The 24319-nt window shown below is 64.6% G+C and carries 24 protein-coding genes; 12 read left to right on the top strand and 12 right to left on the bottom strand.

Annotation, left to right across the window (positions count from 1 at the left end; genetic code table 11):
- Positions 1–9: 9 nt before the first annotated feature.
- On the bottom strand, positions 10–918 hold the full coding sequence (locus tag FIU85_RS01030; RefSeq protein WP_152495527.1) for a LysR substrate-binding domain-containing protein: 909 nt from the start codon (positions 916–918) through the stop codon (positions 10–12).
- Between the two features lie 105 nt (positions 919–1023).
- On the opposite strand from FIU85_RS01030, the gene FIU85_RS01035 reads away from it, so the two are divergent.
- Positions 1024–2247 (top strand): acyl-CoA dehydrogenase, encoded by a 1224-nt coding sequence (locus FIU85_RS01035; protein WP_152495528.1) that lies wholly within the window; start codon positions 1024–1026, stop codon positions 2245–2247.
- A 40-nt stretch (positions 2248–2287) separates the two neighbouring features.
- Here the strand turns inward: FIU85_RS01035 and FIU85_RS01040 are convergent, their stop codons facing one another.
- Positions 2288–2653 carry a DoxX family protein gene (locus FIU85_RS01040; protein WP_254702968.1) on the bottom strand — a complete coding sequence of 122 codons (366 nt, stop codon included), beginning with the start codon at positions 2651–2653 and terminating at the stop codon, positions 2288–2290.
- 337 nt (positions 2654–2990) lie between these two features.
- Between FIU85_RS01040 and aroQ the strand changes: the two genes are divergently transcribed.
- Together aroQ and FIU85_RS01050 are read left to right on the top strand one after the other, a co-directional pair.
- Positions 2991–3434, top strand: a complete 444-nt coding sequence (gene aroQ / locus FIU85_RS01045; RefSeq protein ID WP_152495530.1) for a type II 3-dehydroquinate dehydratase — start codon at positions 2991–2993, stop codon at positions 3432–3434.
- A complete protein-coding gene (locus FIU85_RS01050) occupies positions 3431–4186 on the top strand; it encodes a LuxR family transcriptional regulator (RefSeq protein WP_152495531.1) in 756 nt (251 codons plus the stop codon). The genes aroQ and FIU85_RS01050 overlap by 4 nt, the downstream gene beginning before the upstream one ends.
- Positions 4187–4982: 796 nt before the next feature.
- Here FIU85_RS01050 and tsf read toward each other — a convergent pair.
- The 3 genes from tsf to FIU85_RS01065 form a co-directional block, all read right to left on the bottom strand.
- Positions 4983–5858: a translation elongation factor Ts gene (tsf, locus tag FIU85_RS01055; protein WP_152492465.1), complete on the bottom strand. Its 876-nt coding sequence runs from the start codon at positions 5856–5858 to the stop codon at positions 4983–4985.
- A gap of 89 nt (positions 5859–5947) precedes the next feature.
- Positions 5948–6829 (bottom strand): 30S ribosomal protein S2, encoded by an 882-nt coding sequence (gene rpsB, locus FIU85_RS01060; RefSeq protein ID WP_152492464.1) that lies wholly within the window; start codon positions 6827–6829, stop codon positions 5948–5950.
- A gap of 236 nt (positions 6830–7065) precedes the next feature.
- Complete coding sequence (locus tag FIU85_RS01065) at positions 7066–7683, bottom strand: hypothetical protein (RefSeq protein ID WP_152495532.1); 618 nt, start codon at positions 7681–7683, stop codon at positions 7066–7068.
- A gap of 75 nt (positions 7684–7758) precedes the next feature.
- On the opposite strand from FIU85_RS01065, the gene FIU85_RS01070 reads away from it, so the two are divergent.
- Genes FIU85_RS01070 through FIU85_RS01080 form a run of 3 tightly spaced genes read left to right on the top strand, consistent with a single transcriptional unit; the run spans position 7759 to position 10394 of the window.
- Positions 7759–8652, top strand: coding sequence for a PfkB family carbohydrate kinase (locus tag FIU85_RS01070; RefSeq protein ID WP_152495533.1), 894 nt, complete (start codon positions 7759–7761; stop codon positions 8650–8652).
- Positions 8649–9608 (top strand): pseudouridine-5'-phosphate glycosidase, encoded by a 960-nt coding sequence (locus FIU85_RS01075; RefSeq protein ID WP_152495534.1) that lies wholly within the window; start codon positions 8649–8651, stop codon positions 9606–9608. The genes FIU85_RS01070 and FIU85_RS01075 overlap by 4 nt, the downstream gene beginning before the upstream one ends.
- 42 nt (positions 9609–9650) lie before the next feature.
- On the top strand, positions 9651–10394 hold the full coding sequence (locus FIU85_RS01080; protein ID WP_152492460.1) for a DUF502 domain-containing protein: 744 nt from the start codon (positions 9651–9653) through the stop codon (positions 10392–10394).
- A 147-nt stretch (positions 10395–10541) separates the two neighbouring features.
- Here FIU85_RS01080 and FIU85_RS01085 read toward each other — a convergent pair whose 3' ends face one another.
- Positions 10542–11561 carry a patatin-like phospholipase family protein gene (locus FIU85_RS01085; protein ID WP_152495535.1) on the bottom strand — a complete coding sequence of 340 codons (1020 nt, stop codon included), beginning with the start codon at positions 11559–11561 and terminating at the stop codon, positions 10542–10544.
- A 69-nt stretch (positions 11562–11630) separates the two neighbouring features.
- Complete coding sequence (locus FIU85_RS01090; RefSeq protein ID WP_152495536.1) at positions 11631–12404, bottom strand: 3-hydroxybutyrate dehydrogenase; 774 nt, start codon at positions 12402–12404, stop codon at positions 11631–11633.
- Positions 12405–12830: 426 nt separating this feature from the next.
- Between FIU85_RS01090 and FIU85_RS01095 the strand changes: the two genes are divergently transcribed.
- Positions 12831–14561 (top strand): extracellular solute-binding protein, encoded by a 1731-nt coding sequence (locus FIU85_RS01095; protein WP_152498136.1) that lies wholly within the window; start codon positions 12831–12833, stop codon positions 14559–14561.
- Positions 14562–14589: 28 nt separating this feature from the next.
- Positions 14590–14706, top strand: a complete 117-nt coding sequence (locus FIU85_RS01100) for a lipoprotein (RefSeq protein WP_152492456.1) — start codon at positions 14590–14592, stop codon at positions 14704–14706.
- 144 nt (positions 14707–14850) lie between these two features.
- Here FIU85_RS01100 and FIU85_RS01105 read toward each other — a convergent pair whose 3' ends face one another.
- Entirely contained in the window at positions 14851–16221 is a 1371-nt protein-coding gene (locus tag FIU85_RS01105) for a class II 3-deoxy-7-phosphoheptulonate synthase (RefSeq protein ID WP_152492455.1), read from the bottom strand.
- A gap of 168 nt (positions 16222–16389) precedes the next feature.
- Between FIU85_RS01105 and FIU85_RS01110 the strand changes: the two genes are divergently transcribed.
- From FIU85_RS01110 to FIU85_RS01115, 3 genes are all read left to right on the top strand, one after another.
- Entirely contained in the window at positions 16390–17397 is a 1008-nt protein-coding gene (locus FIU85_RS01110) for a GlxA family transcriptional regulator (RefSeq protein ID WP_152492454.1), read from the top strand.
- A 463-nt stretch (positions 17398–17860) separates the two neighbouring features.
- A complete protein-coding gene (locus FIU85_RS21855) occupies positions 17861–18028 on the top strand; it encodes a hypothetical protein (RefSeq protein WP_172978081.1) in 168 nt (55 codons plus the stop codon).
- 57 nt (positions 18029–18085) lie between these two features.
- On the top strand, positions 18086–18271 hold the full coding sequence (locus tag FIU85_RS01115; protein WP_152492453.1) for a hypothetical protein: 186 nt from the start codon (positions 18086–18088) through the stop codon (positions 18269–18271).
- Positions 18272–18322: 51 nt separating this feature from the next.
- Here the strand turns inward: FIU85_RS01115 and dxs are convergent, their stop codons facing one another.
- Genes dxs through FIU85_RS01130 form a run of 3 tightly spaced genes read right to left on the bottom strand, consistent with a single transcriptional unit; the run spans position 18323 to position 21399 of the window.
- Positions 18323–20248: a 1-deoxy-D-xylulose-5-phosphate synthase gene (dxs, locus tag FIU85_RS01120; protein WP_152495537.1), complete on the bottom strand. Its 1926-nt coding sequence runs from the start codon at positions 20246–20248 to the stop codon at positions 18323–18325.
- Between the two features lie 45 nt (positions 20249–20293).
- Positions 20294–21157: a polyprenyl synthetase family protein gene (locus FIU85_RS01125; protein WP_152495538.1), complete on the bottom strand. Its 864-nt coding sequence runs from the start codon at positions 21155–21157 to the stop codon at positions 20294–20296.
- The gene (locus tag FIU85_RS01130) at positions 21157–21399 is read right to left on the bottom strand and encodes an exodeoxyribonuclease VII small subunit (RefSeq protein WP_152492450.1); all 243 of its coding nucleotides are present in this window, start codon (positions 21397–21399) and stop codon (positions 21157–21159) included. The genes FIU85_RS01125 and FIU85_RS01130 overlap by 1 nt, the downstream gene beginning before the upstream one ends.
- 161 nt (positions 21400–21560) lie before the next feature.
- Between FIU85_RS01130 and FIU85_RS01135 the strand changes: the two genes are divergently transcribed.
- The gene (locus tag FIU85_RS01135; RefSeq protein WP_172978761.1) at positions 21561–22472 is read left to right on the top strand and encodes a phosphotransferase; all 912 of its coding nucleotides are present in this window, start codon (positions 21561–21563) and stop codon (positions 22470–22472) included.
- Positions 22473–22634: 162 nt separating this feature from the next.
- On the opposite strand, the gene FIU85_RS01140 is transcribed toward FIU85_RS01135, so the two are convergent.
- Positions 22635–24176 carry a helicase HerA-like domain-containing protein gene (locus tag FIU85_RS01140; RefSeq protein ID WP_152492448.1) on the bottom strand — a complete coding sequence of 514 codons (1542 nt, stop codon included), beginning with the start codon at positions 24174–24176 and terminating at the stop codon, positions 22635–22637.
- Positions 24177–24319: the final 143 nt, after the last annotated feature.

A 24319-nucleotide genomic window follows, 5' to 3' on the forward strand; every position in this document is an offset into this window, starting at 1 on the left:
TTCGACGGGTCACCGGGGCAGGGGGTCTTCCTCCTCGGCCTGCGGCGCCAGCCAGTCGCGAAACTTCATCACCGCGCTGTCCCGCGCCTTTTCCTCGGGCCAAACCAGGTGATAGGCGCCGGGGCTTTCTGTGCGCCCACCCCAGACCGTGACCAGCTTGCCGGTCGCCAGGTCCTGCTCGGCCAGGTAATCCGGCAACAGCGCCACGCCCAGCCCGTGCAATGCGGCCTGCGTGATGGTCGAGAACTGGTCATAGATCGTGCCCGCCACCGTGCCCGTCTCGACTCCATGCGCGGCGAACCACGCGCGCCACGCCTCGGGGCGGGTTTCGATATGCAAGAGGGGCAGGGACAGCACATCGCCCGGTCCCGATACCGGCGTCCGTTCCAGCAGCGCGGGGGCCGCGACCGCCACCACCGCCTCGCTTTTCAGCCGCAGACTTTGGGTGCCGGGCCAGCCACCGTCTCCGAAAAGTATTGCCGCGTCAAAGGGTTCCGAGGCGAAGTTGAACGGCTTCAGCCGGGTCGAAAGGTTCAGCGTCACCTCCGGATGCGCGCCCGCAAACTCCGGCAGGCGCGGCACCAGCCAGCGCATCCCGAAGGTCGGCAATATCGCCAGGTTCAAACTGCCGCCCCCGGGGTTCAGCGCCAGCTTCAGCGACGCCTGGCTGATCCGGCTCAGCGCCGCGCGTGTCTCTCCCGCATATTCCCGCGTCTCCGGCGTCAGCCGCACGCGCCGCCCTTCGCGCAGGAACAGCGGCACACCCAACTGGCTCTCCAGCGTCTGCAACTGCCGGCTCACCGCGCTCTGGCTCAGGCTCAACTCCTCGGCCACCGCCGTCAGGCTGCCCAACCGCTCCAGCGCTTCCAGCGCGCGCAGCGCGCCGAGCGAGGGCAGAAAGCGGCGGGGCAGGGAAATATATGCGGTTTCCTCATGAATATATACCGAAATGCCGCTTTTTATTGCGCTTATCTCAGGATAAATTCAAGCCAAACCCGTTTGATCCCTGCAAAGGAGCCCGCCATGAGCCTCGACGCCCCCAAACTGCGTGACAAGGACAAGCCCGACCTCGCCGGGTTCGACTGGGCCGATCCGTTCCTCTTGAACGCCCAGCTGGAAGAAGACGAACGCATGATCGCCGACAGCGCCCGCAGCTTTGCGCAGGAGACGCTGCAACCCAAGGTCAAGGACGCCTACGCCGCCGAGACCTCCGATCCCGGAATCTTTCGCGAGATGGGGCAGATGGGCCTTTTGGGCACCACCATCCCCGAGGAATACGGCGGGCTAGGCGCCAATTACACCACCTACGGCCTTGTCGCGCGCGAGATCGAGCGCGTGGATTCCGGCTATCGCTCGATGATGTCCGTGCAGTCCAGCCTGGTGATGTATCCCATCTACGCCTATGGCAGCGAGGAGCAGCGCCAGAAATACCTGCCGGGCCTCGCCTCGGGCGAACTGATCGGGTGTTTCGGCCTGACCGAACCCGACGCGGGCTCCGACCCCGCCGGCATGAAGACCCGTGCCGAGAAGACGGCCGATGGCTACAAGATCTCTGGTTCCAAGATGTGGATCTCGAACGCGCCCATTGCCGATGTCTTCGTCGTCTGGGCCAAGTCAGACGCCCATGACGGCAAGATCCGAGGCTTCGTGCTCGACAAGGGCATGAAGGGCCTCAGTGCCCCAAAGATCGGCGGCAAGCAGTCCTTGCGCGCCTCCATCACCGGCGAGATCGTCATGGATGGCGTCGAGCTGGGCGAAGAGGCACTTTTGCCGAATGTTCAAGGGCTTAAAGGCCCTTTTGGATGTCTCAATCGCGCCCGCTACGGCATCGCCTGGGGCGTCATGGGATCGGCCGAGTTCTGCTGGCACGCAGCGCGCCAATACGGCCTCGACCGCAAGCAGTTCAAGCGCCCGCTTGCCCAGACCCAGCTCTTCCAGAAGAAGCTCGCCGACATGCAGACCGAGATCACCCTGGGCCTTCAGGCAGCCCTTCGCGTCGGTCGGTTGATGGACGAGGCGCAAGCCGCGCCCGAAATGATCAGCCTGATCAAGCGCAACAATTGCGGCAAGGCGCTGGATATCGCGCGGCAAGCCCGCGACATGCATGGCGGCAACGGCATTTCCGAGGAATTCCACGTCATCCGCCACATGATGAATCTGGAAACCGTCAACACCTACGAGGGCACGCATGACGTGCACGCCCTGATCCTGGGGCGCGCGCAAACCGGGCTTCAGGCGTTTTTCTGAAGCTTTTTCAAGGCGGTGCAGGGCAGGGGGCTGCCCTGCTCTATTGCCTTTGCCGCGCGTAATCGCTCAGCACCAGCAAACCGCCCGCAATCGCCCAGTTCTTGACGAAGATCGACATCTGCCAGCCATCCTCGGGCTGAAAGTGAAAGACGCTCGTCACCATGCAATAGACGCTCAGCGCCAGCGCAACCCAGCGCGTCGCATATCCCAGCAACAGCGCCAGTCCCGCACCCGCGTTGAACACCAGCGCAGGCCAGATCAGCGCGCCGGGCAGTCCAAGGTTGCCCAAGAGTGCCATGCCTTGCTCCGGCGCCACGGCTTTCTGCACCGCGCCGGCCAGGAACAGCGCCGCGATCAGGCCGCGCCCGATCCGCAGGGTCCAGGGGGTCTTTTTCGTCTCCGGCACTGATCTCTCCATCGGCAGGGGGCGGTCGGCTTTAATCGTGCGAGGTAATCCGTTTCCCATCAACGCAAACCCGGCCGGTCAAGTTTCAGCGCATCCCCGTCAGCCCGTAAGGCTTTCACGCATAATCAGTATTATGTTAAAATAATACCTACTCCAAATAGCACGCACGGCTCCGTAAAACCCTTGCGCGTCCGGCACTTGGTCAAATCTCCTCACCTGCCTGCCGCGCCTGTCATCCCCGATGCCACAGTCCCGTACAGAGTGCCACACCCCGTAACTCTCACTCGACACCACCGTATGTCACGGTCTATGACGTAGCGGAAAGGACGCGCGCCGCATGACTTCCATCCTGATCCTCAACGGACCCAACCTCAACCTGCTGGGCACACGCCAGCCCGAGGTCTATGGCACCACGACGCTGAGCGACATCGAGGCACAGTGCCACGCTGTTGCCGAGGATCTGGGCGTCACGCTCGCCTTCGCGCAATCCAACGCCGAAGGCGCGCTCGTCGACAGGATCCATGACGCCCGCGGCACGCATCACGGGCTCATCCTCAACGCCGGCGCCTATACCCACACCTCCATCGCCCTGATGGATGCGATCTCGAGCACTGAAGTTCCCACGATCGAGCTGCATCTCAGCAACATCCACGCGCGCGAGGATTTCCGCCACACATCCTACATCGCCAGGGTCGCGGTCGGCGTGATCTGCGGCTTCGGCGCCCATGGCTACACGCTGGCGCTTCAGGCCATGGCGCGGCACCTGGAGACCGGCGCATGATTTCCACGACCCATCTCAACGCGCTCCTGAACGCGCCCAGCATCGAAGAGCTCTGGGACATGCACGTGGCGCAGATGGCGGACTATGGCTTCGACCGGCTGATCTACGGCTTCACCCGCTACCGCACGCCAACCTCGCTGGGCGATCCGGAAGATTTCGTCCTGCTCAGCAACCACACGCCCGAGTACATGAACACCTTCATCGGCGACGGTCTCTATCACCATGCGCCGATGGTCCGCTGGGCGCTCGACAACGAGGGCGCCTGCTCGTGGCGTGTCCTGGCCGAGATGCTGGAAACCGAAACGCTGACCCCGCAGGAACGCAAGGTGGTCGATTTCAACGCCTCCATGGACGTCACCTGCGGCTACTCGATCAGCTTCAAGTCGATGTCGCCGCGCACCAAGGGGGCCATCGCGCTGACCGCCCATGCCGATCATGACCAGGCCGACTGCGACAAGCTGTGGGAAGAGCATGGCGAGGACATCGTCCTGCTCAACAACATCGTGCACCTGCGCATCCTCACCCTGCCCTACGAGGCGCCGGGCCGCTCGCTGACCCGTCGCCAGAAAGAGGTGCTGGGCTGGGTCGGCGACGGCAAGACGATCCAGGACATCGCCCTGCTGATGGAACTGACGCCCGCCACCGTGGAAAAGCACCTCCGCCTCGCCCGCGAAGCGCTCAGCGTCGAAACCACCGCCCAGGCGGTGCTCAAGGCCGCGTTCCAGAACCAGATCTTCGTGCTCCACACCTGACAGGCGACAATTTCCGGCATGGGTGTCCCTGCCAGGGCGCCACGATTTTGCGAAATTCTCAAGCGATTTGAATGATTTTACCGTTTGGTAAGGATTCCCCTACTTTCTCAAATTGACGTTACGTCGCAAAGTGGCCACGTTCCGTGAGTGGTGGCTTTTAAGCCTGGGAACATGGGTCGGCGCCCCCTGTGATATCAGGTGAGTACCCGGCCTGCCGGTTTGTCCGGGGGCCGGTCGGTTTGCCTATTTCTCGGCGGATCGACCGGATTTGCCTGCACCGTCTCATCCCGTTTCAGGTGCTGGGAACAACGGTGTCGCCCGCCCGGGCGGCACCGTTTTTCATGGCCCCCTGCCCGCACGGACACGGAATGTGATCCTCGCCGACCGTCCCGGGGTCCGGCGCCGGCATGGTCAGCCACCCCGACGCACGGCACAGCGGCAGTGCCGCCTCGGGCCGGACCGCCGAGTCCTCCTGCCGCCATCACCGCAACAGCGGGCGGTCGTTCGCAAACGCGACCCTGCGACAGCGACAAGGCACCATCGCTTGCAGAATCGCGCGGCCCCCGGTCAACAACACATTGCGCGCCGTCTCCTGCGGCGGAATGTGGCAAGCCCCTGCCGGCGCACGCTCCGGCCACCACACGCGCGCCGCTCAAACGAAAAAGCGCGCCCCGATCTCGGAACGCGCCCTGTCTTCCTCTGGCCGAAAATATCCCGGGGGGTGCGGGGGGCTGGCCCCCCGCTTCGAACCGTGAGACCGAGGGGCTGGCCCCTCGGTCTCACGGTCAAAGCAATCTCAGCCCTGCGCCGCCTTGGCGACTTCCTCGGCGAAGTTCTCTTCCTTCTTCTCGATCCCCTCGCCCACTTCCATGCGGATGAAGCCGGTGATCTCGACACCCGCCTCGGAGGCGGCGGCGCCGACGGTCACGTCGGGGTTGATGACGAAGGACTGGTTCACCAGCGTGATCTCGGACATGTACTTCTTCATGCGGCCTTCGATCATCTTCTCGATCACCTGCTCCGGCTTGCCGGATTCGCGGGCGATGTCGATCTGCACCTGGCGTTCCTTGTCGACGACGGCCTGGTCCAACTCCGCCTCGTTCAAAGCGGCGGGGTTGGTGGCGGCGATATGCATCGCGACCTGACGGCCGAATGCCTCGTCACCACCCTTCATGGCGACCAGCACGCCGATCTTGCCCATGCCGTCGGTGGCGGCGTTGTGGATATAGCTCACCACGGTCTCGCCCTCGATCTTCTCCATCCGGCGCAGGCCCATGTTCTCGCCGATCGTGGCGATCTTGTCGGTGATGATGTCCGACACGGGCTTGCCGCCGATCTCGGCCTTCTGCAGCGCCTCGAGATTGGCCACGCCCACCGCGGCACCGGCGATCTCGGCCACCATCTTCTGGAAGTCGGCGTTCTTGGCGACAAAGTCGGTCTCGGCGTTCACCTCGACGGCGACGCCTGTGCCGCCGGTCACGCTGACGGCCACCAGGCCCTCTGCGGCGGTGCGGCCGGATTTCTTGGCGGCCTTTGCCAGGCCCTTGGTGCGCAGCCAGTCAACCGCGGCCTCCATGTCGCCATCGGTTTCGGTCAGCGCTTTCTTCGCGTCCATCATGCCCGCGCCGGTCTTGTCGCGCAGTTCTTTCACACTTGCAGCTGTGATCGCCATCTTGGCTCTCCTCGAATATTGGGGCTGTCATGGGCGCGGCCTGTCCCGCGCCCATTTTCCATAAGCAAAGTATAGGTTTCGTGACAGGCTCAGCTGTCAGCGGCCTCTTTCTTGACCTCTTCGGCGGACTCGATGTCCAGCGGCGCGTCCTTCGACATGGCATCGTCATGCATCGCCTCGTCGCTCGGCGCGGGGGCCTCCGCCGCCGGGGCCGGCGCTTCGCTCACGGCCTCCTCGGCCGGGGCTTCTTCCATCGCGCCAAGGTCGATCCCGGCCGCGCCCATCTGCGCCGACATGCCGTCGAGCGCCGCGCGGGACACCAGGTCGCAGTAGAGCGAGATCGCACGCGCCGCGTCGTCGTTGCCGGGGATGATGTAATCCACGCCATCGGGCGAACAGTTGGTGTCGACCACGGCCACGACCGGGATTCCCAGCTTGTTGGCTTCGGCCACGGCCAGCGCTTCTTTCTTGACGTCGATCACGAAAAGCAGGTCGGGCACGCCGCCCATCTGGCGGATCCCGCCCAGGCTGGCCTGCAGCTTCTCCTGGTCGCGCTCGAGGCCCAGGCGTTCTTTCTTGGTCAGGCCTTCCGCGCCGCCTTCCATGATCTCGTCGATCTCGTTCAGGCGCTTGATCGACTGGCTCACGGTCTGCCAGTTGGTCAGCGTGCCGCCCAGCCAGCGGTGGTTCATGTAATATTGCGCGCATTTCTCGGCCGCCTCGGCGATCGGTGCGCTGGCCTGCCGCTTGGTGCCCACGAACAGCACCCGGCCGTTCTTGGCCACGGTCTCGCGGATGACGTTCAGCGCCGCGTCGAGCATCGGCACGGTCTGCGTCAGGTCCATGATGTGGATGCCATTGCGCGCGCCATAGATGAACTCGCCCATACGGGGGTTCCAACGCTGCGTCTGGTGGCCGAAGTGAACGCCAGCTTCAAGCAGCTGACGCATGGAGAACTCTGGAAGAGCCATGGTCGTTTTCCTTTCCGGTTTGCGCCTCGGTACGGGGATGAGAAGCGGATGCTTCAACCGGTGGACCTTCGGGGATGTCTCCCCCGACAAGCCCGCCCATACCTGCGGGATTGAATGGCGCGCGTATAACCGGCTCTGCTGCGCGGCGCAAGCCCCCATATGCACTGCCTTCGAACGCCGCGCGCCGAAATCTTTCAAAGATTTCGACCCGTTTTCTTTTTAAGAAAACGTCCGCCCTACCCTTCGCATCCACCCGAAAGTTCACGCGTCACGCCCTGAAGTTCCGGCGCCGCCTCGGCCAGCATGTCGTTCAGCGGTTCCGTCCCCACAGGAGCATAGAACCAGTCCGCATTGTCCCAGACCACCAGCCACCGCGCGCACCAGCCGGACGGGGCGTCCTCGGGCGACAGATCCTCCGCCCCGCTGGCCGCAAGCCCCCAGTGCCACGGCCCTTCCATACCATGCCCGCCGAACTCCGGCCCGGTCACCTCGAAGGCCGAGATGTCGAACGGATGCGCATAATCGGGGTCCAGCACCGCGTCCCGCATCCAATCCTCCGGCATGTCGATCCGGTCCGCATAGGCCTCCAGCAGCCCCGGCAGCACATGGTCCCGCCGCTCCCGGCGCACCCGCGCCTCCTGTCCCGACAGGTCCGCCACCGTACCGAGAAAGGCAAAGGCCCCCTCCCCCGGCGCCGCGCTGAGGTTGGCAAAGGCGGAAAACACCTCCGCCCGCCGGTCTTGTGCCGTCTCTTCGGTGAACCAAGATGCCGGCAGGTTCGCCGCTACTGCCGCGACGACCAGCAGCACCAGCACGGGTTTCAGCGGGATGCGAAAGCGGCGTGTGTCGTCCATCCCGCCACCCTACGCCGCGTCGCCGCCCTCCGCAAACCGCTTGCCCTCCCCTGTCCGGGCGGTGCAAATGTCCCCATGACGCGCCCGCCCGACATCCTCTGCATCGGCTCTGTCCTCTGGGACATCATCGGTCGTGCCCCCAGCGCCATGCGGCCCGGCGCCGACGTGCCCGGCCGCATCACCCGCGGCCCGGGCGGTGTCGCGCTCAACATCGCGCTCAGCCTCGCGCATTTCGGCCTGCGCCCTGCCCTGCTCAGCGCCGTGGGCCGCGACGCCCCGGGCGAGGAATTGCTGGTGCTCTGCGCCGCACGCGGCCTCGACACATCCCATGTCTGGCGCGCGTCCGAGCTGTCGACCGATCAGTACATGGCCATCGAAGGCGCGGGCGGGCTGGTGGCGGCCATCGCCGACGCCCATTCGCTCGAAGCCGCCGGAGACCGGATTCTCGCGCCGCTGCACGACGGGACATTGGGAAGCGCCGCCAATCCCCATACCGGACCCATCGCTCTCGACGGCAACCTGACCACGGCCCTGCTGACGCAGATTGCCCACGACCCGGCCTTTTCCGCCGCCGACCTGCGCATCGCGCCTGCCTCGCCCGGCAAGGCCGAGCGCCTGCTGCCCTTCCTGCAAACCGGGCGCGGCATCCTCTACGTCAACCTCGAAGAGGCCGGCATCCTCTGCGGTCGCCCCTTCGCCACCGCCGCCGGGGCCGCCGAGGCCCTGATCGCACGCGGGGCGGCGCGGGCGATCGTCACCAACGGCGCCGCCCCCGCCGCCGATGCCGAGCCGGACGGTGTTCTGACCGGCCAGCCCCCGCCCGTCCTCGTCACTCGTGTCACCGGCGCGGGCGACACCTTCATGGCCGCCCACATCGCCGCCGAATGCACCGGCGCAAGCCGCGCCACCGCCCTCGACCGCGCGCTTCAGGCCGCCGCCACCCACGTTTCCAGCGAGATCGCCCCATGACCACCCTGCCCTTGCAATTCTCGCCCGAGGTCGCCGCCGCCCGCGCCGAGGCGCGCCCCATCGTGGCGCTCGAAAGCACCATCATCACCCACGGTATGCCCTCTCCCCGGAACCTGGAGACCGCCCGCCAGGTCGAGGAGACGGTGCGCGACGCCGGCGCCACCCCGGCCACCATCGCCGTGCTCGAGGGCCAGTTGCATATCGGCCTCGACGAGGGCCAGCTCGACTCCCTCGCCCGCGCGCAGACCGTCGCCAAGCTCAGCCGCGCCGACCTCGCGCTCTGCATCGCCACCGGCGGCACCGGCGCCACGACGGTCGCCGCCACCATGATCGCCGCCCATGCCGCCGGCATCGCCACCTTCGCCACGGGCGGCATCGGCGGCGTGCATCGCGGCGCCGAACTCAGCTTCGACATCTCCGCCGACCTTCAGGAACTGGCGCAAACCCCCGTCACGGTGGTCTGCGCCGGGGCCAAAGCCATCCTCGACCTGCCCAAGACGCTTGAAGTGCTGGAAACCCTCGGTGTGCCCGTCATCGCCTATGGCCAGGCCAGTCTGCCCGCCTTCTGGTCCGCCACCTCGGACCTGACAGCCCCTCTGCGGCTGGATGATCCGCACTCCATCGCCCGCGCGCATCTCGCCCGCGCCGCGCTTGGCCTGCCGGGGGGACAGCTTGTCGCCAATCCCATTCCGGCCGAGGCCGAGATCCCCGCCGCAGAAATCATTCCCATCATCGAAGAGGCCACGCGCGAGGCGACGGCCAAGGGCATCACCGGCAAGGCCGTGACACCCTTCCTGCTCGACCGTATCTACAGCCTCACCCAAGGCCGCTCGCTCGACGCCAATATCGCGCTGGTCCTCAACAATGCCCGGCTTGCCGCGAAAATCGCCATCTGCCTCGCGGATGCGGGTCAAAGCGGTGCCGGGGCACTGAAATCCGTTGTAGCGCCCCGTTGAAGCGCCTAGATATCGCCTGACAAGAACCCCCCGAAGGCTCTCATGAACACCCCTTTCGACGACGATCCCCCGCCACCGCCCAAGAAACCCGGACGGTTTGCGGGGCTGCGCGCCAGCTTTTTGACCGGCATCGTTGTGATTGCCCCGGTCGTTCTGACAATCTGGCTGATCTGGACACTGGTCGGCTGGGTCGACGGTTTCGTTCTGCCCTTCGTTCCCGACATCTATCAGCCGGAATACCTGGTCAATCGCTTCGTTCTTGGCAACACCCGCCCCGACGACGCCGACTGGGTTCATTTCAATATCCGCGGCCTCGGCGTGATCGTCTTTCTTGTGTTCACGCTTTTCGTCGGCTGGGTCGCCAAGGGCCTGATCGGCCGCTCCCTCATCCGCTACGGCGAAAGCCTGGTCGACCGGATGCCCGTGGTCCGCTCGATCTATTCCGGCGTCAAACAGATCGCCGAGACGGTCTTTGCCCAGTCCGAGCGCAGCTTCGAGAAGGCCTGCCTGATCCAATACCCGCGCAAGGGCATCTGGGCCGTCGGTTTCATCTCGACCCAGGCCAAGGGCGAGGTCGCCGACAAGGCTCAGATATCCGAGGACATGCTCAGCGTCTTCGTGCCCACCACGCCGAACCCGACCTCGGGCTTCCTGCTGTTCTTTCCGCGCTCGGACGTGATCGAGCTGGACATGTCGATCGAGGACGCGGCCAAGCTGGTGATCTCCGCGGGCCTCGTCTATCCGGGCCAGAACGGCAAGGCGGTCCCGTCCGACAGCGAACACTGAAATCCCTGCGAATTGCCAAACGCAGCGGACGGCGCCTCGACCGGGCGAAACGCGATCAGGCGCACCGTCGCGATACCACTGGAATACCGACGCGATACCGACGTCCCGTTTCGGCCTGTCCGGCGCCGTTGACCGGCCCGATCCGAGTCAGCCGAACATCGCCTTCAGATCCACGCTGTCGCGCTGTCCGACATCCCCGAAGCCCGTCTCCAGGAACCTCTCCGCCGCCGCCCGCCCGGCCTGCTTCAGCCGGTCCAGCACCGGCGGAGTCGGCACCAGTTTCGTGGCCACCGACAGGTCCCGCATCAGCGCGTCATCGGCAATCATGTGCACCCGAACCCGCTTCATAGCACCCTCCGCGATGGTCCCCGCATCCATCAGCTCCTGCACGAAATGGATCGCCCGCAACTCTCGCAAAAGCGCGGCGTTGAAGCTGATCTCGTTGATCCGGTTCTGGATCTCCTGCGGTGATTTCGGCACCTCGTCCCGCACCAGCGGGTTGATGTTCACGACGACGATGTCATCCGGCAAGTCCTTGCGGAACAAGGGGAAAAGCGCCGGGTTCCCGCTATAGCCGCCGTCCCAGTAATGCGCCCCGTCGATCTCGACCGCCTGGAACAGCGTCGGCAGACAGGCCGAGGCAAGCAGGCTGTCATCGGTGATGCCGTCGCCCTCGAATACCCGGATCTTGCCGGTATGCACGTTGGTGGCGCCGACAAAGAACTGCGGCTCGCAGACGCGGCAGACCTTGTCATAGGCGAACCGCCGCACCACCCGCCGCAGCGGGTTCACGTAGAACGGGCCATAGGCATAGGGCGACACCACCCGGCTGGCCGCATCGGCCAGGGTATAGACCGGCGACAGCTCCAGCACGTCGCTCAGCGTGCCGACGCCGGGCAGGTGCCCGGTCATCCACGCCGGCAGCCGCAAATCCTCCACCGCGCCCATCTGCGCCCACAGCCAATCGAGGTTCTCCCGCGCGCCCTCCCGGCCCCCGGCCAGCATGCCGGCTTTCAGCGCAGCACCGTTCAAGGCCCCGGCGGAAGTGCCCGAAATCCCGGCGATTTCAACCTCTTCCGCCTCCAGCAGGCGATCGAGCACACCCCATGTGAAAGCCCCGTGTGCGCCCCCGCCCTGCAAGGCCAGATTGATCCGCTTACCGCTCACGTCACGCTCACTTCCTCTGGCTTCAAATATCCCGGGGAGCCCGAGGGGCTGGCCCCTCGGATGGCCCGATCACAGCGCCGTCCAGCCGCCATCCACGCTGATGGTCGTGCCGGTGATCTGCTCGGCCGACGGCGAGCACAGAAAGACCGTCGTGCCGCCCATCTGTTCCACCGTCGCCATCTGCTTGGACGGCTGGCGCTCCAGGATCACCTCGCGGATCACCTCCTCGCGGCCCATGCCGTATTTCTCCATCGTGTCCGGGATCTGCTTTTCGACCAGCGGCGTCATCACGTAACCGGGGCAGATCGCGTTGCAGGTGATCGGCTCCTCCGCGGTCTCCAGCGCCGTCACCTTGGTCAGGCCGACGATGCCGTGCTTGGCGGCCACATAGGCCGATTTGAACGGGCTCGCGGTCAGGCCATGGGCACTGGCAATGTTGATCACCCGGCCCCAGCCCCGTTCGCGCATCACCGGCAGGGCGGCGGCGGTGGTGTGAAAGGCGGAACTCAGGTTCACGGCGATGATCTGGTCCCATTTCTCGACCGGGAAATCCGGGATGCCCGCCACGTGCTGCACACCGGCGTTGTTCACCAGGATATCGCAGCCACCCGCCTCTTCGATCAGCTTCCGGCAGGCCTCCGGGTCGCTCATGTCCGCGGCGATGAATTCGACCTCCGCGCCGGTATCTTTACGAATTCTTTCCGCTATCTCGTAATTCTCGTCCCGCGCGGCCCGACCGTTCAGCACGACGCACGCTCCGGCCTCGGCCAGGGAGGTGGCGATTCCAAGACCGATTCCCGAGGTCGATCCGGTGACGATGGCGGTTTTTCCGGCGAGAGACATGGTGCAGCACCTTCCTGTTAAACTTTCGCGCCAGACCTAGCGCGTTTCGCGGGTCGTTGAAAACCTGCCATACACGGGTTTCGGCGCCTATGGGCGCATGTTTGCGATGTTGAGAAAAAACTGCCGTTCGCGTAAAAAAAACGCCGGCACAAGGCCGGCGTTAAGTTATTGAGGCAGGTTTCATACAGGCAAGAAACCTATCGAGCAGTGCCCCCTTTATACGCAATTCGCCGTGATGATCCAAGCTAAAAGTTTGAAAAGACGTAAATCCGCCTTTAACGTCGTTGGTCAGACAAATAAGGCCTGAGCAGGATTGTTGCCCAAATGGGACCAGAATTTTTCCACCGCGCGCTGCGCACAATCGCGATTCTTGGCGCTGGTTTTGCGGCCAATCCGGGCGTTGCCGAGCCTTCGCATGGCATAGCTATGTACGGCGACCCCGCCCTGCCCCCAGATTTCGTGTCCCTGCCCTATGCCAACCCCGACGCGCCCAAGGGCGGCCGGCTGGTCAGCGGCAACGTCGGCAGCTTCGACAGCCTCAATCCTTTCGTCCAGAAAGGCGAGCCGCCCTGGCAGTTGCGCTACCTCACGCACGAGTCGCTCATGGGGCGATCCTATGACGAACCCTTCTCGCTCTACGGTCTTCTGGCCGAATCGGTCGAGACCGGCCCCGACCGCGACTGGGTCGAATTCACCCTGCGCGAAGAGGCCGCGTTCTCCGACGGCTCCCCCGTCACCGTGGACGACGTGATCTGGTCGTACGAGACCATCGGCACCGAAGGTCACGGGCGCTATCGCGGCTTCTGGCAGAAGGTCGAAAAGATCGAAGCGACCGGCCCGCGCAGCGTCCGGCTGACCTTCAACACCGAGGACCGCGAACTGGCCCTCATCGCCGGCCTGCGCCCGATCCTGAAAAAGGCCCAATGGGAGGGCAAGGACTTCTCCGAGGCCGCGCTGGCCGACGTGCCCATCGGCTCGTCGGCCTACGTGGTCGAGAATTACGAGGTCGGGCGTCACGTGACCCTGCGGCGCAACCCCGATTACTGGGGCAAGGACCTGGCCTTCCGGCGCGGCACCAACAATTTCGACGAAATCCGTATCGAGTTCTACGGCGATGATGCGGTGCTGAAAGAGGCCTTCAAGGCCCAGGCCATTTCCTACGTCCGCGAGTTGAATGCCGAGAAATGGGCGTCGCAGTACAACTTCCCCGCCGTTCAGTCCGGCGCCGTCACCCTGTCGGAAATTCCGCAGGGCACGCCCTCGGGCATGACCGGCTTCGTGTTCAACACCCGCCGCGCGCCGCTCGATGACTGGCGCGTGCGCGAGGCGCTGATCCTGGCCTTCAATTTCGAGTATATCAACGACACGCTCACCGGCGGGCGCCAGCCGCGCATCACCTCGTATTTCTCGGGCTCGGAATTGGGTATGCGAGACGGCCCGGCTTCGGGCCGCGTGCGGGAGCTTCTGGAGCCTTACGCCGACACGCTTCTGCCCGGCGCGCTCGAAGGCTACACCGTGCCCGAAGGAGACGGCACCAAGCGCAACCGTGGCAACATCCGCAAGGCGATGAACCTGCTGAACGAGGCCGGCTGGACCGTCGTGGATGGCGAGTTGCGCAATGCCGAGGGCGCTCCGCTGAACCTGACCGTGCTCTTGCGGCAGGACGGCCTGTTGCAGCAGGCCGCCACCTACATGGAGATCTACGCCCAGGCGCTGGAACGGCTGGGCATCGACCTGGCGATCGAGACGACAGACCCTGCCCAGTATAACGAGCGCGAGCAGAATTACGATTTCGACCTCACCTTCTTTCGCCGCGCCTTCTCGCTCAGCCCCGGGAACGAGCAGATCTACTACTGGGGCGCCGAGTATGCCGACATTCCCGGCAGCCGGAACGTCATGGGCATGAAATCCCCCGCCGCCGAGGCGATGATCGACACGATGCTCAACGCCACCAGCCGCGAAGACTTCACCGCCGCGGTGCGGGCGCTGGACCGGGTGTTGATTTCAGGTCGCTATGTCATTCCGATCCACGAGTATGCCGTCGGCCGGATTGCGCATCTCAGCCACTTAAAATATCCTGCCGACCGACTGCCGGTCTACGGGGACGGGATCTGGTTCCTCCCCGAGGTCTGGTGGTCAGAGGCAAATGAAAAATAAAAACGACAGTAACAATCGAGCAGATATCATGAGGAAAATCGCTGTTTTCACGCTGATCGCCGCGGCCCTGTCGGGCTGTGCCACGATCGAGGGTGTCGGCCGGGACATCTCCGGCGCATCGCGCGGCGTGCAAAGCTGGTTCTGACGCCGCGCTGACGGCGACAGACGGACCCCTCCAACGTCTTCGGTAACCGAAGGCGAACGGTGTGTTGCGGCCGTTTGCCCGATGCTCCACGCAAAAAGACCGACGCGTCTGCGCCGGCCTTTTCAGTTTCCGTCTCGAGGCGGTTCAGCCGACCTTTTGCTCGGCCCGGCTTTCGCGCAGGTCCGACAGTTGCTGTGCCACGAGGAAGGCCAGTTCCAGCGCCTGCGAGGCATTGAGCCTCGGGTCACAGGCCGTGTGGTAACGGTCCGACAGGTCCTCTTCGGTGACGGCCCGCACGCCTCCGGTGCATTCGGTCACGTCCTGTCCGGTCATCTCGAAATGCACGCCGCCGGGGATGGTGCCCTCGGCCCGGTGCACGCCGAAGAACTCCTGCACTTCGCGCAGGACGCTGTCGAAGGGGCGCGTCTTGTAGCCCGAGGCCGACTTGATCGTGTTGCCATGCATCGGGTCGCAGACCCAAGTCACGTTGGCGCCCTCTTCGCGCACGGTCTTGATCAGGCGCGGCAGATGCTCCCCCGCCTTGCCCGCACCGAACCGCGCGATCAGCGTCAGCCGTCCGGCCTCGTTCTCGGGGTTCAGCTTGGCCAGCAGCTTTTTCAGGTCGTCCTCTTCCATGGACGGACCGCATTTCAGCCCGATCGGGTTCAGAACACCGCTCAGGAACTCCACATGCGCCCCGTCCGGCTGACGCGTGCGGTCGCCGATCCACAGCATGTGCCCCGACCCCGCCAGCCAGTTGCCCGAGGTCGAGTCGACACGTGCCAGCGCCTCCTCGTATTCCAGCAGCAGGCTTTCATGCGAGGTGTAGAACTCCACCGTGTGCAGCGTGTGCGCGCTGGTGCTGTCGACGCCCGCGGCGCGCATGAAATCCAGCGTGTCGGAAATCCGCGACGCCATCTCGCGATAGCGCTCCGCCTTTTCGCCGTCGGTAAAGCCCAGCGTCCACGCGTGCACCTGGTTCACATCCGCATACCCGCCGGTCGAAAAGGCCCGTATCAGGTTCAGCGTGGCAGCCGCCTGCGTGTAGGCCTGAAGCATCTTCGCCGGATCTGGGATGCGCGCCTCGGGCGTGAAGGCCAGCTCGTTGATGATGTCTCCGCGGTAGCTGGGCAGTTCCACACCGCCGACGACCTCGGTCGGGGCAGACCGGGGCTTGGCGAACTGGCCGGCCATGCGCCCGACCTTGATCACCGGCACCTTGGCACCATAGGTCAGCACCATCGCCATTTGCAGCATCACCTTGAACGTGTCGCGGATCGCGTCGGCCGAGAACTGATCGAACGCCTCGGCACAATCACCGCCCTGCAAAAGGAAAGCCTCGCCCCGCGATGCCGCGCCAAGCTGTTTCTTCAAACGCCTGGCCTCTCCTGCAAACACCAGCGGCGGGTACTTGGAAAGCTTCGACTCGACCGCCTGCAGGGCTTCTGCATCGGTATAGTCGGGCATCTGGATCCGCGGCTTGCTGCGCCAGTCAGACTTCTGCCAATTGCTCATCTGTTCTCTCCGCTCATCGAATTTCGAGACCCGTCTATACTAAAGCCGACCCCCGGACACCATACAGGTTCGACGGAATATGTCGGAAATTGACTGCGGCTCTCTTGCCAACCTCAGGGTTTTCGTGGAAGACCTGACCGATACGCCACTGCGCAGGGAGTAGCGAACATGCGCGCGGAAGCGAAAAAAACGAGCGGCGACGCCACGTCTGGTCCGAAGCGTTTCGTTTTCGTATTGCTGGAGAATTTCACGCTGCTGAGCTTTGCCTCGGCGCTGGATTGTCTTCGTATTGCGAACCGCATGGCCGGTGAAACCCTGTATGAATGGGTGATGTCGGGCGAGGCCGATGAAGACGGCACTGTGTCGTGCTCTGCCGGCTCGCGGTTCAAGGTGGACATCGATCTGGACGAATTGCGCCGCGAGGACGTCGTGCTGCTCTGTGGCGGGTCCGATATCCAGAAAGCGGCGACAAAGAAGCTGCTGAACTGGCTGCGACGCGAGGCGCGTCGGGGACCGCGGATCGGCGGGCTTTGCACCGCGTCCTACGTCATGGCCAAGGCCGGTCTGCTGGATGGCAAGCGCGCGACGATCCACTGGGAAAACCACGACAGCTTTGTCGAGGAGTTCGACGAGGTCGAACTGACCAAGTCGGTTTTCGTCGTGGACGGCAACCGCATGTCCACGGCGGGCGGTACCTCGTCCATCGACCTGATGCTGAAACTCATCGCCGACGACCACGGCGAGCAGTTGGCCAACGCGGTTGCCGACCAGATGATCTATTCCTCGATCCGAACCGACCAGGACACGCAGCGGCTGTCCGTCCCAACGCGCATCGGGGTCCGGCATCCCAAGCTGAGCCAGGTCATCCAGATGATGGAAAGCAACATCGAAGAGCCGATAAGCCCTGCGATCCTGGCCAAGCAGGTTGCCATGTCCACGCGGCAGCTGGAGCGGCTGTTCCGGCGCTATCTGAACCGTTCGCCCAAGCGGTATTACATGGAACTGCGCCTGCAAAAGGCCCGGAACCTGCTGATGCAAACCGACATGACGGTGATCAACGTGGCGCTGGCCTGCGGTTTCGCCTCGCCCTCGCATTTCTCGAAATGCTACCGCTCGCATTACAACACCACGCCCTATCGCGAGCGCGGCAGTCAGGCGGCTCGGCTTTCGGTGTGAGCCGTCCCACGGGCCCGGTCGTAGTCCTCATGAAGGGACCCCAGATCGGTGTTGAACCTGAAACTCACGGCGTCAACAGCGTGCGGACGTAAGAAATCAAAGCGCAAGGCGGCCACCCGACAGACGGCTGCGCTGACTTGGCAGGGTGGTGTCGGGGTGCGTTAACTTCGATTCGAACAATGCGGCGAACAAAGGGCTTTTGGCCGCCTGAATTGCCCCTGTTGTTTCACCACGGTTAACAGTTTCGAACCTCGGCCTCGATTGACAACTTTGATCGGCGAAAAACGGCGCGAATTCGGCGTTCCGAAGCGCCAGAACCGCGCTTTCGCCCCATTTGCCTCATTTCCGCCCCATTTGGCGTCGATTTTAGATTTCGTTAACCGAGGTGCGGCGCTGCTGCCGCGTCTCAAGACCACGAAACGAGGAAGGCCGGCCACATATGCCAAGCTATCTACGACACTTCATGACCGATGATACCGGCGTCGTGAGCGTTGACTGGATCGTATTGGCGTTCAGCGTGATCTGTCTTGGATGCCTGACGATCGCCACGGCCGCCGATGGAACTTTCGGGCTGGCCGACTCGGTCAAGACATCCGTCGGAAGCAAGACCGTCGAAGGGGTCGACCAATAGGTTTGAGTTGAAACCGGCCAAATGCCGGAAATGAAATGTCGAAGGAAAGTCGCTGCCATGTTTTCCGTTTTCAAAACCTTCTGCGCCGAGGAAGACGGCGTCGTGACTGTCGAATGGATGGTGATCGCCGCCGCGATCACCTGGATGTGCCTTGGCGCGATCACTTACGCGCAAAGCGGCGTCAACAACTTGGCGAGGGCACTGGAACAAGGCATATCGGTGAAGTCCACCCAAGAGGATTAAGTTTCTCCTTCAGGTGAATTGTTTAATTGGTAAAATCTCCGCGCCCGTTTCTCACGCTCGCTTGCCTGCGATATTCCCCACGCCAAGCACGTCCAGCACTTTTGCTTCGATCTGCGCGGCGTTCAGGCCCGCCACCGCGTACATGTCAGCCGGGCTTGCCTGGTCGATGAAGATGTCGGGCAAGACCATCGAACGAAACCTGAAGCCTTCGTCGAACACGCCCTGCTCGGCCAGGTGCTGTGCAACATGGCTGCCGAACCCGCCGATGGCGCCTTCCTCGATGGTGATCAGCGCTTCATGATCGGCGGCCAACTGGTCGATCAGGTCGGTGTCCAGCGGTTTCGAGAACCTCGCATCGGCAACGGTCGGCGTGATGCCGCGCGCCCCCAGCCCCTCGCAGGCCTTCATCACCTCGCCAAGACGCGTGCCGAAAGACAATATCGCAACGCGGGAGCCTTCGCGGATCATGCGACCCTTGCCAATCTCCAGCACCTCGCCGTGTTCGGGCATGGTGACCCCCTCGCCCTCGCCCCGCGGGTAGCGAAATGCGATCGGCCCACTGTCATGGGCCGCGGCGGTGGCGACCATGTGCACCAGTTCGGCTTCGTCCGCGGCGGCCATCACGGTAAAGCCCGGCAGGTTCGACAGGTAAGCCACGTCGAAGCTGCCGGCATGGGTTGCGCCGTCGGCCCCCACCAGCCCCGCGCGGTCGATGGCAAAGCGCACCGGCAGGCGCTGAATGGCGACATCGTGCACCACCTGGTCGAAACCGCGTTGCAGAAAGGTGGAATAGATCGCGCAGAACGGCCGCATCCCGCCCGCGGCAAGCCCGGCTGAAAACGTGACGGCGTGTTGTTCCGCGATGCCGACATCGAAGCAGCGCGACGGATAGCGCTTTTCCAGCAGATCCAGCCCGGTACCGTCCGGCATGGCGGCGGTCACGCCGCAGATGCGGTCATCCTCGGCGGCATGTTTCAGAAGCGCCTCGGCAAAGACCTTGGTGTAGCTGGGCGCGTTCGAGGGCGATTTCTTCTGCTCGCCGGTCGTGACGTCGAATTTGGCGGTGGCGTGCCCGCCGTCGCGGCGGCTTTCGGCCGGGGCATAGCCCTTGCCTTTCTTGGTGATCATGTGGATCAGGATCGGCCCGCTGGCGCGCGCCTTGACCGTGCGCAGCACCGGCAGCAGCTGGTCCATGTCATGCCCGTCGATGGGTCCGACATAGCTGAAGCCCAGCTGCTCGAACAGGGTGCCGCCCACGGCCATGCCCTTGAGCACTTCCTTGGCCCGCTTCGCGCCCATCTGGAACGGTTCGGGCAAGAGCGAAACCGCGCCCTTGGCGGCGGCCTTGAATTCCTGGAACGGCTCGCCCGCGTAGAGGCGGGACAGGTAGGATGACAGCGCCCCCACCGGCGGCGCGATGGACATCTCGTTGTCGTTCAGGATCACGATCAGGCGCTTTTTCAGGTGGCCTGCGTGGTTCATCGCCTCGAAGGCCATGCCCGCCGACATCGCGCCGTCTCCGATGACGGCAATAGCGTCACCGTGGCCGGTCTCGCTGGCGCCGCCAAGGTCACGCGCCACGGCAAAGCCGAGCGCGGCGGAGATCGAGGTGGAGCTGTGCGCGGCGCCGAACGGGTCATAGGGGCTTTCAGAGCGCTTGGTGAAGCCGCTGAGGCCCCCCTCCTGCCGAATGGTGCGGATACGGTCGCGGCGCCCGGTCAGGATCTTGTGCGGATAGCACTGGTGGCTGACATCCCAGATGATCTTGTCGCGCGGCGCGTCGAAGATGTGGTGCAGCGCCACCGTCAGTTCGATCACGCCAAGGCCCGCGCCAAGGTGCCCGCCGGTTTCGGAGACCGCCGCGATGGTCTCGGAACGCAACTCGTCGGCCAGCTGGCGCAGCTCGGCATCGGAAAAGCGCTTGAGATCGGCGGGGCTGGAAACGGTGTCCAGCAAGGGGGTCTGGGGGCGTGTCACGCGTCGCCGCTCCTTCGAATGTGGCTGCCGGCCTTGGCCGGGCGGCTAGCTTTGCCGCGAGATAACGAAGCGGGCCAGATCGCGCAAGCGGTCGGCCCGTGCTCCGTACTCAGATAAGCTGTCACAGGCTGTGTCAACAAGGGCCGCGGCACGGTGTTTGGCCTCGTCGAGGCCCAGAAGCGACACGAAGGTCGCCTTGCCGGCGACCGCGTCCTTGCCCACGGCCTTGCCCGCGGCGGCGGCATCGCCGGTCCGGTCAATGACATCATCCTGGATCTGGAACGCGAGGCCGAGCGCCTGCGCATAAGCCAAAAGCGGCGCGGTGTCGGCGCGGGCCATGACGGCCCCGGCGCTGGCGGCCCAGCCGAAGAGCGCGCCCGTCTTGCCGTCCTGCAACGCGACGATCTGGTCGAGCGTCAGTGGGACCGCCGTGGTTTCTGCCGCGATATCAAGGGCCTGGCCCAGAACCATGCCCTCCTTTCCGGCGGCGCGCGCGAGCGTCAGCGCAAGGTCCGCACGTGCCTCGGGCGTGGCGGCGCCGTCAGGATGCGCGGCCATCTCGAAGGCCAGCGACTGCAACGCGTCGCCTACCAGGACGGCGGTGCCCTCGTCCCATTTGACGTGCACCGTGGGCTGGCCCCGGCGCAGATCGTCGTCATCCATGCAGGGCAGGTCGTCATGCACGAGACTGTAGGCGTGCATCGCCTCGATCCCCGACGCGGGAAAGACTGCCCGAGAAGGGTTAACGTCATGCAAACGGGCCGTTTCCATCACCAGAAATCCGCGCAGCGCCTTGCCGCCGAACAGCGCGTGGCGCATCGCGGCGTGCAGCGGCAGATCCCCGGTGATCTGGGCGTCGAGGCAGGTCTGGATGGCCGCCGCGTCCTCGGCCAGAGCGGCCTGCAGCATCAGAGTCCCTCGACCGGCGTGGTGCCCTTGGGCGTGCCGTCGCCGTCGAGCGTGATCGCCGCCACTTTCTCTTCGGCTTCTTTCAGCTTGGTTTCACAGCGTTTTTTCAGTTTCGCCCCCTGCTCGTAGAGCGCGATGGATTCGTCCAGCGGGACGTCGCCACGCTCGAGCCGCGTGACGACATCCTCGAGCGCTTTCATGGCCTCTTCGAAAGACAGGGTGTTGATCGCGTCGTCATCCATTGCGTGGTCCCTTGCACGGTAATTTTGCAGGCACCATAGCGCCGCGGGCGGTGGGCTTCAATTCGGTTGACGGTCTTCGGGGCATGGGAAATTATGACGGCATGAAGATGTCCTCCACACCCTCCGCCGATATGATGCCAGACCTTGAGATGCGCGATTTCATGAGCCGGCAGTTTGCGGTGGCTTGCGCGGAAAACGAAGACTTTTCAAAGGCTCGGGCGACGGAGTTGATCCGGCATGTTGCGGAAAAGCGGATTGTTGCACGCGGGCTGCTGGACGACCGTCCGGCGGTCTTTCGCGTCTACCTGGATGGGGTGGCGGATTGTGCGCGGGACTGGGAGGAAATCTGCCGGATCTGGCCGCAGATGCGCGAGGGGGAGTTGCGGGTCTGTGCCCCGCTCGCCTGCGCGCCGGACTGCGGTATGTTGGCGGTGGCCGACGTGCCCGGCACGCCGCTGTTGAAATGGATCTATGGCGCCGCCGAGGACGAGCGCGCGCGCTACCTGAAACCGGCTGCGCGGTGGCTGCGGGCCTACACCGAGTGCTCCGAAACGCAGGCCAACGCCCAGCCCGCCGGCTGGGCCAAGCGGGCGGAACGGGCGGCGAAAGCCCAGGCCTTCAACCGCCTGAAACGGGTCGAGAAGCCGATCCTGTCAGAGATCCAGCGCCTGGTGCCGCAGCTGCAGGACAGCCAGTGGCGCTTTGCCGTGTCGCATGGAGATTTCCATCCCAACAACCTGATAGTGAACGATAATCTTGTCACGGGGATTGATTGCGGCGGGTCGCGCCCGGCGCCCATCTACAAGGACATGGCGCGGTTCCTGATGCATATGGGACGCCGGGCGATGATCCCGTCGGGAGAGATGTATCTTGGCGTCGACAAGCAGGGGTTCATCGCCTTTGCCGATGCCTTCCGCCTGTCGGCGGAGGAACGTGAACTGACCCTGCCCTTTTTCATCGCGGTCGAGGCGCTCCTGCGGGTGGAAACGCGGGGCTTGTCGCCAAGCCGGGTGCGGCGGGCGCGGAAGATGTCGGAGGCGCTGCTGGAAGACCTCGAACGCGTCGGCCGATAGCGGAATCGGGGCCGCTCGGATCCGCGAAAACGGCGGGTCGGTATCGCGTCGGTATTTCAGTAGCATCGCGTCGGTGGAGTTTCCAAGCCCGGCGGGGGCCGGGCCGCAGCCAGTGGATGCGAGCAAACATGGCATCGCGCGTGGGTTTTCACCCACCCTACGTCATCGGCCCTTGAAGAGGCCGCCGAGGATGCCGCGCACGATGCGGCGGCCGGTGGTGCCTTTGAGTTCCTTGACCACGGCGCCCAGGACCGCGTCGCCGATGCCCTCGCTTTTCTTGCGTCCGCGCGACGAGGAGCGGTCGACGCGGCTGCCGGAATAGCGGCGGCCGGCGTTGAATTCGCGCTCGGCGGTGGATTGGTCTTCGGCGGCGGCCTCGGCCTTTTCGGCCTCTTGCGCAGCCGATGCGGCACGTTCGGCAAGGATTTCGTAGGCGGACTTGCGGTCCATGACCTTTTCGTATTTGCCCGCCACCGGCGAGGCGGCGATGACGCCGGCGCGCGCCGCGTCGTCGATGGGGCCAAGCCGCGAGGATGGCGGGCGAATGAGCGTGCGCTCGACGATGCCGGGCACGCCCTTCTCCTGCAGCATCGAGGTCACCGCCTCGCCGGTGCCCACGTCGCGGATGGCGTCGGCGGTGTCGAAGCGGTCATTGGGGCGATAGGTCTCGGCGGCGCGTTCCAGCGCCTTGCGGTCGCGGGCGGTGAAGGCGCGCAGGGCGTGCTGCACCCGGTTTCCGAGCTGGCCCAGGATATCCTCGGGCACGTCATCGGGATTCTGGGTGATGAAATAGACGCCGACGCCCTTGGAGCGGATCAGGCGGGCGACCTGCTCGACCTTGTCGATCAGCGCCTTGGGGGCGTCCTCGAACAGCAGATGCGCCTCGTCGAAGAAGAAGACCAACTTGGGTTTGTCGGGGTCGCCCACCTCGGGCAGTGTCTCGAACAACTCGCTGAGAAGCCACAGCAGGAAGGTGGCATAGAGGCGCGGGGCGCCCATCAGCTTGTCGGCGGCAAGGATGTTTACCTGCCCGCGCCCGTCGGGGGCGGTGGTCATGAGGTCCGAAAGCTCCAGCGCGGGTTCGGCGAAGAACTGGGCGCCGCCCTGGTTTTCCAGCACCAGAAGCGAGCGCTGGATCGCGCCCACGGACTGGCGCGAGACGTTGCCATAGCGCAGGGAAAGCTCGCCGGAGTTTTCGCCGACCCAGACCAGAAGAGCCTGAAGGTCCTTAAGGTCCAAGAGCGGCAGGCCCTGTTCGTCGGCCACACGGAAGGCGATGTTCATCACGCCCTCCTGCGCCTCGGTCAGTTGCATCAGACGGGATAGCAGCAGCGGCCCCATCTCGGCCACGGTGGCGCGGACGGGGTGGCCTTGATCGCCGAAAAGATCCCAGAAGGTGACCGGAAAGCTGTCATAGGTGTAGTCGTCAAAACCGATGGTCTGGGCGCGGCTGGTGAACGCCTCGTGCAGCTTGAAATCCGCCGATCCGGCGGCGGCGAGGCCGGAAAGGTCGCCCTTCACGTCCGACAGGAAGACCGGGACACCGGCGGCAGAGAAGCCTTCGGCCAGGATTTGCAGCGTGACGGTCTTGCCGGTGCCGGTCGCCCCGGCGATCAGCCCGTGACGGTTGGCGTATTTCAGGGCCAGCCCCTGTTTCTCGGCGTAATCGACGCCGCCACCGCCCAAGAAAACCTTGTTTTCCAAGCCCCTGCCCCTTTGCCCAAGTTATTTCACGATGCGACCATACAAAATTAACGATTGTCTGCCAGTGTTTATCACGCTCCGGGCCTCATGTCCTCTTGGCCCGGGGCGACTTCCTCCCTGTCAGACTGGCCGCGCCTTCGGGT

The organism is Roseovarius sp. THAF8 (assembly GCF_009363735.1).
GTDB lineage: Bacteria > Pseudomonadota > Alphaproteobacteria > Rhodobacterales > Rhodobacteraceae > Roseovarius.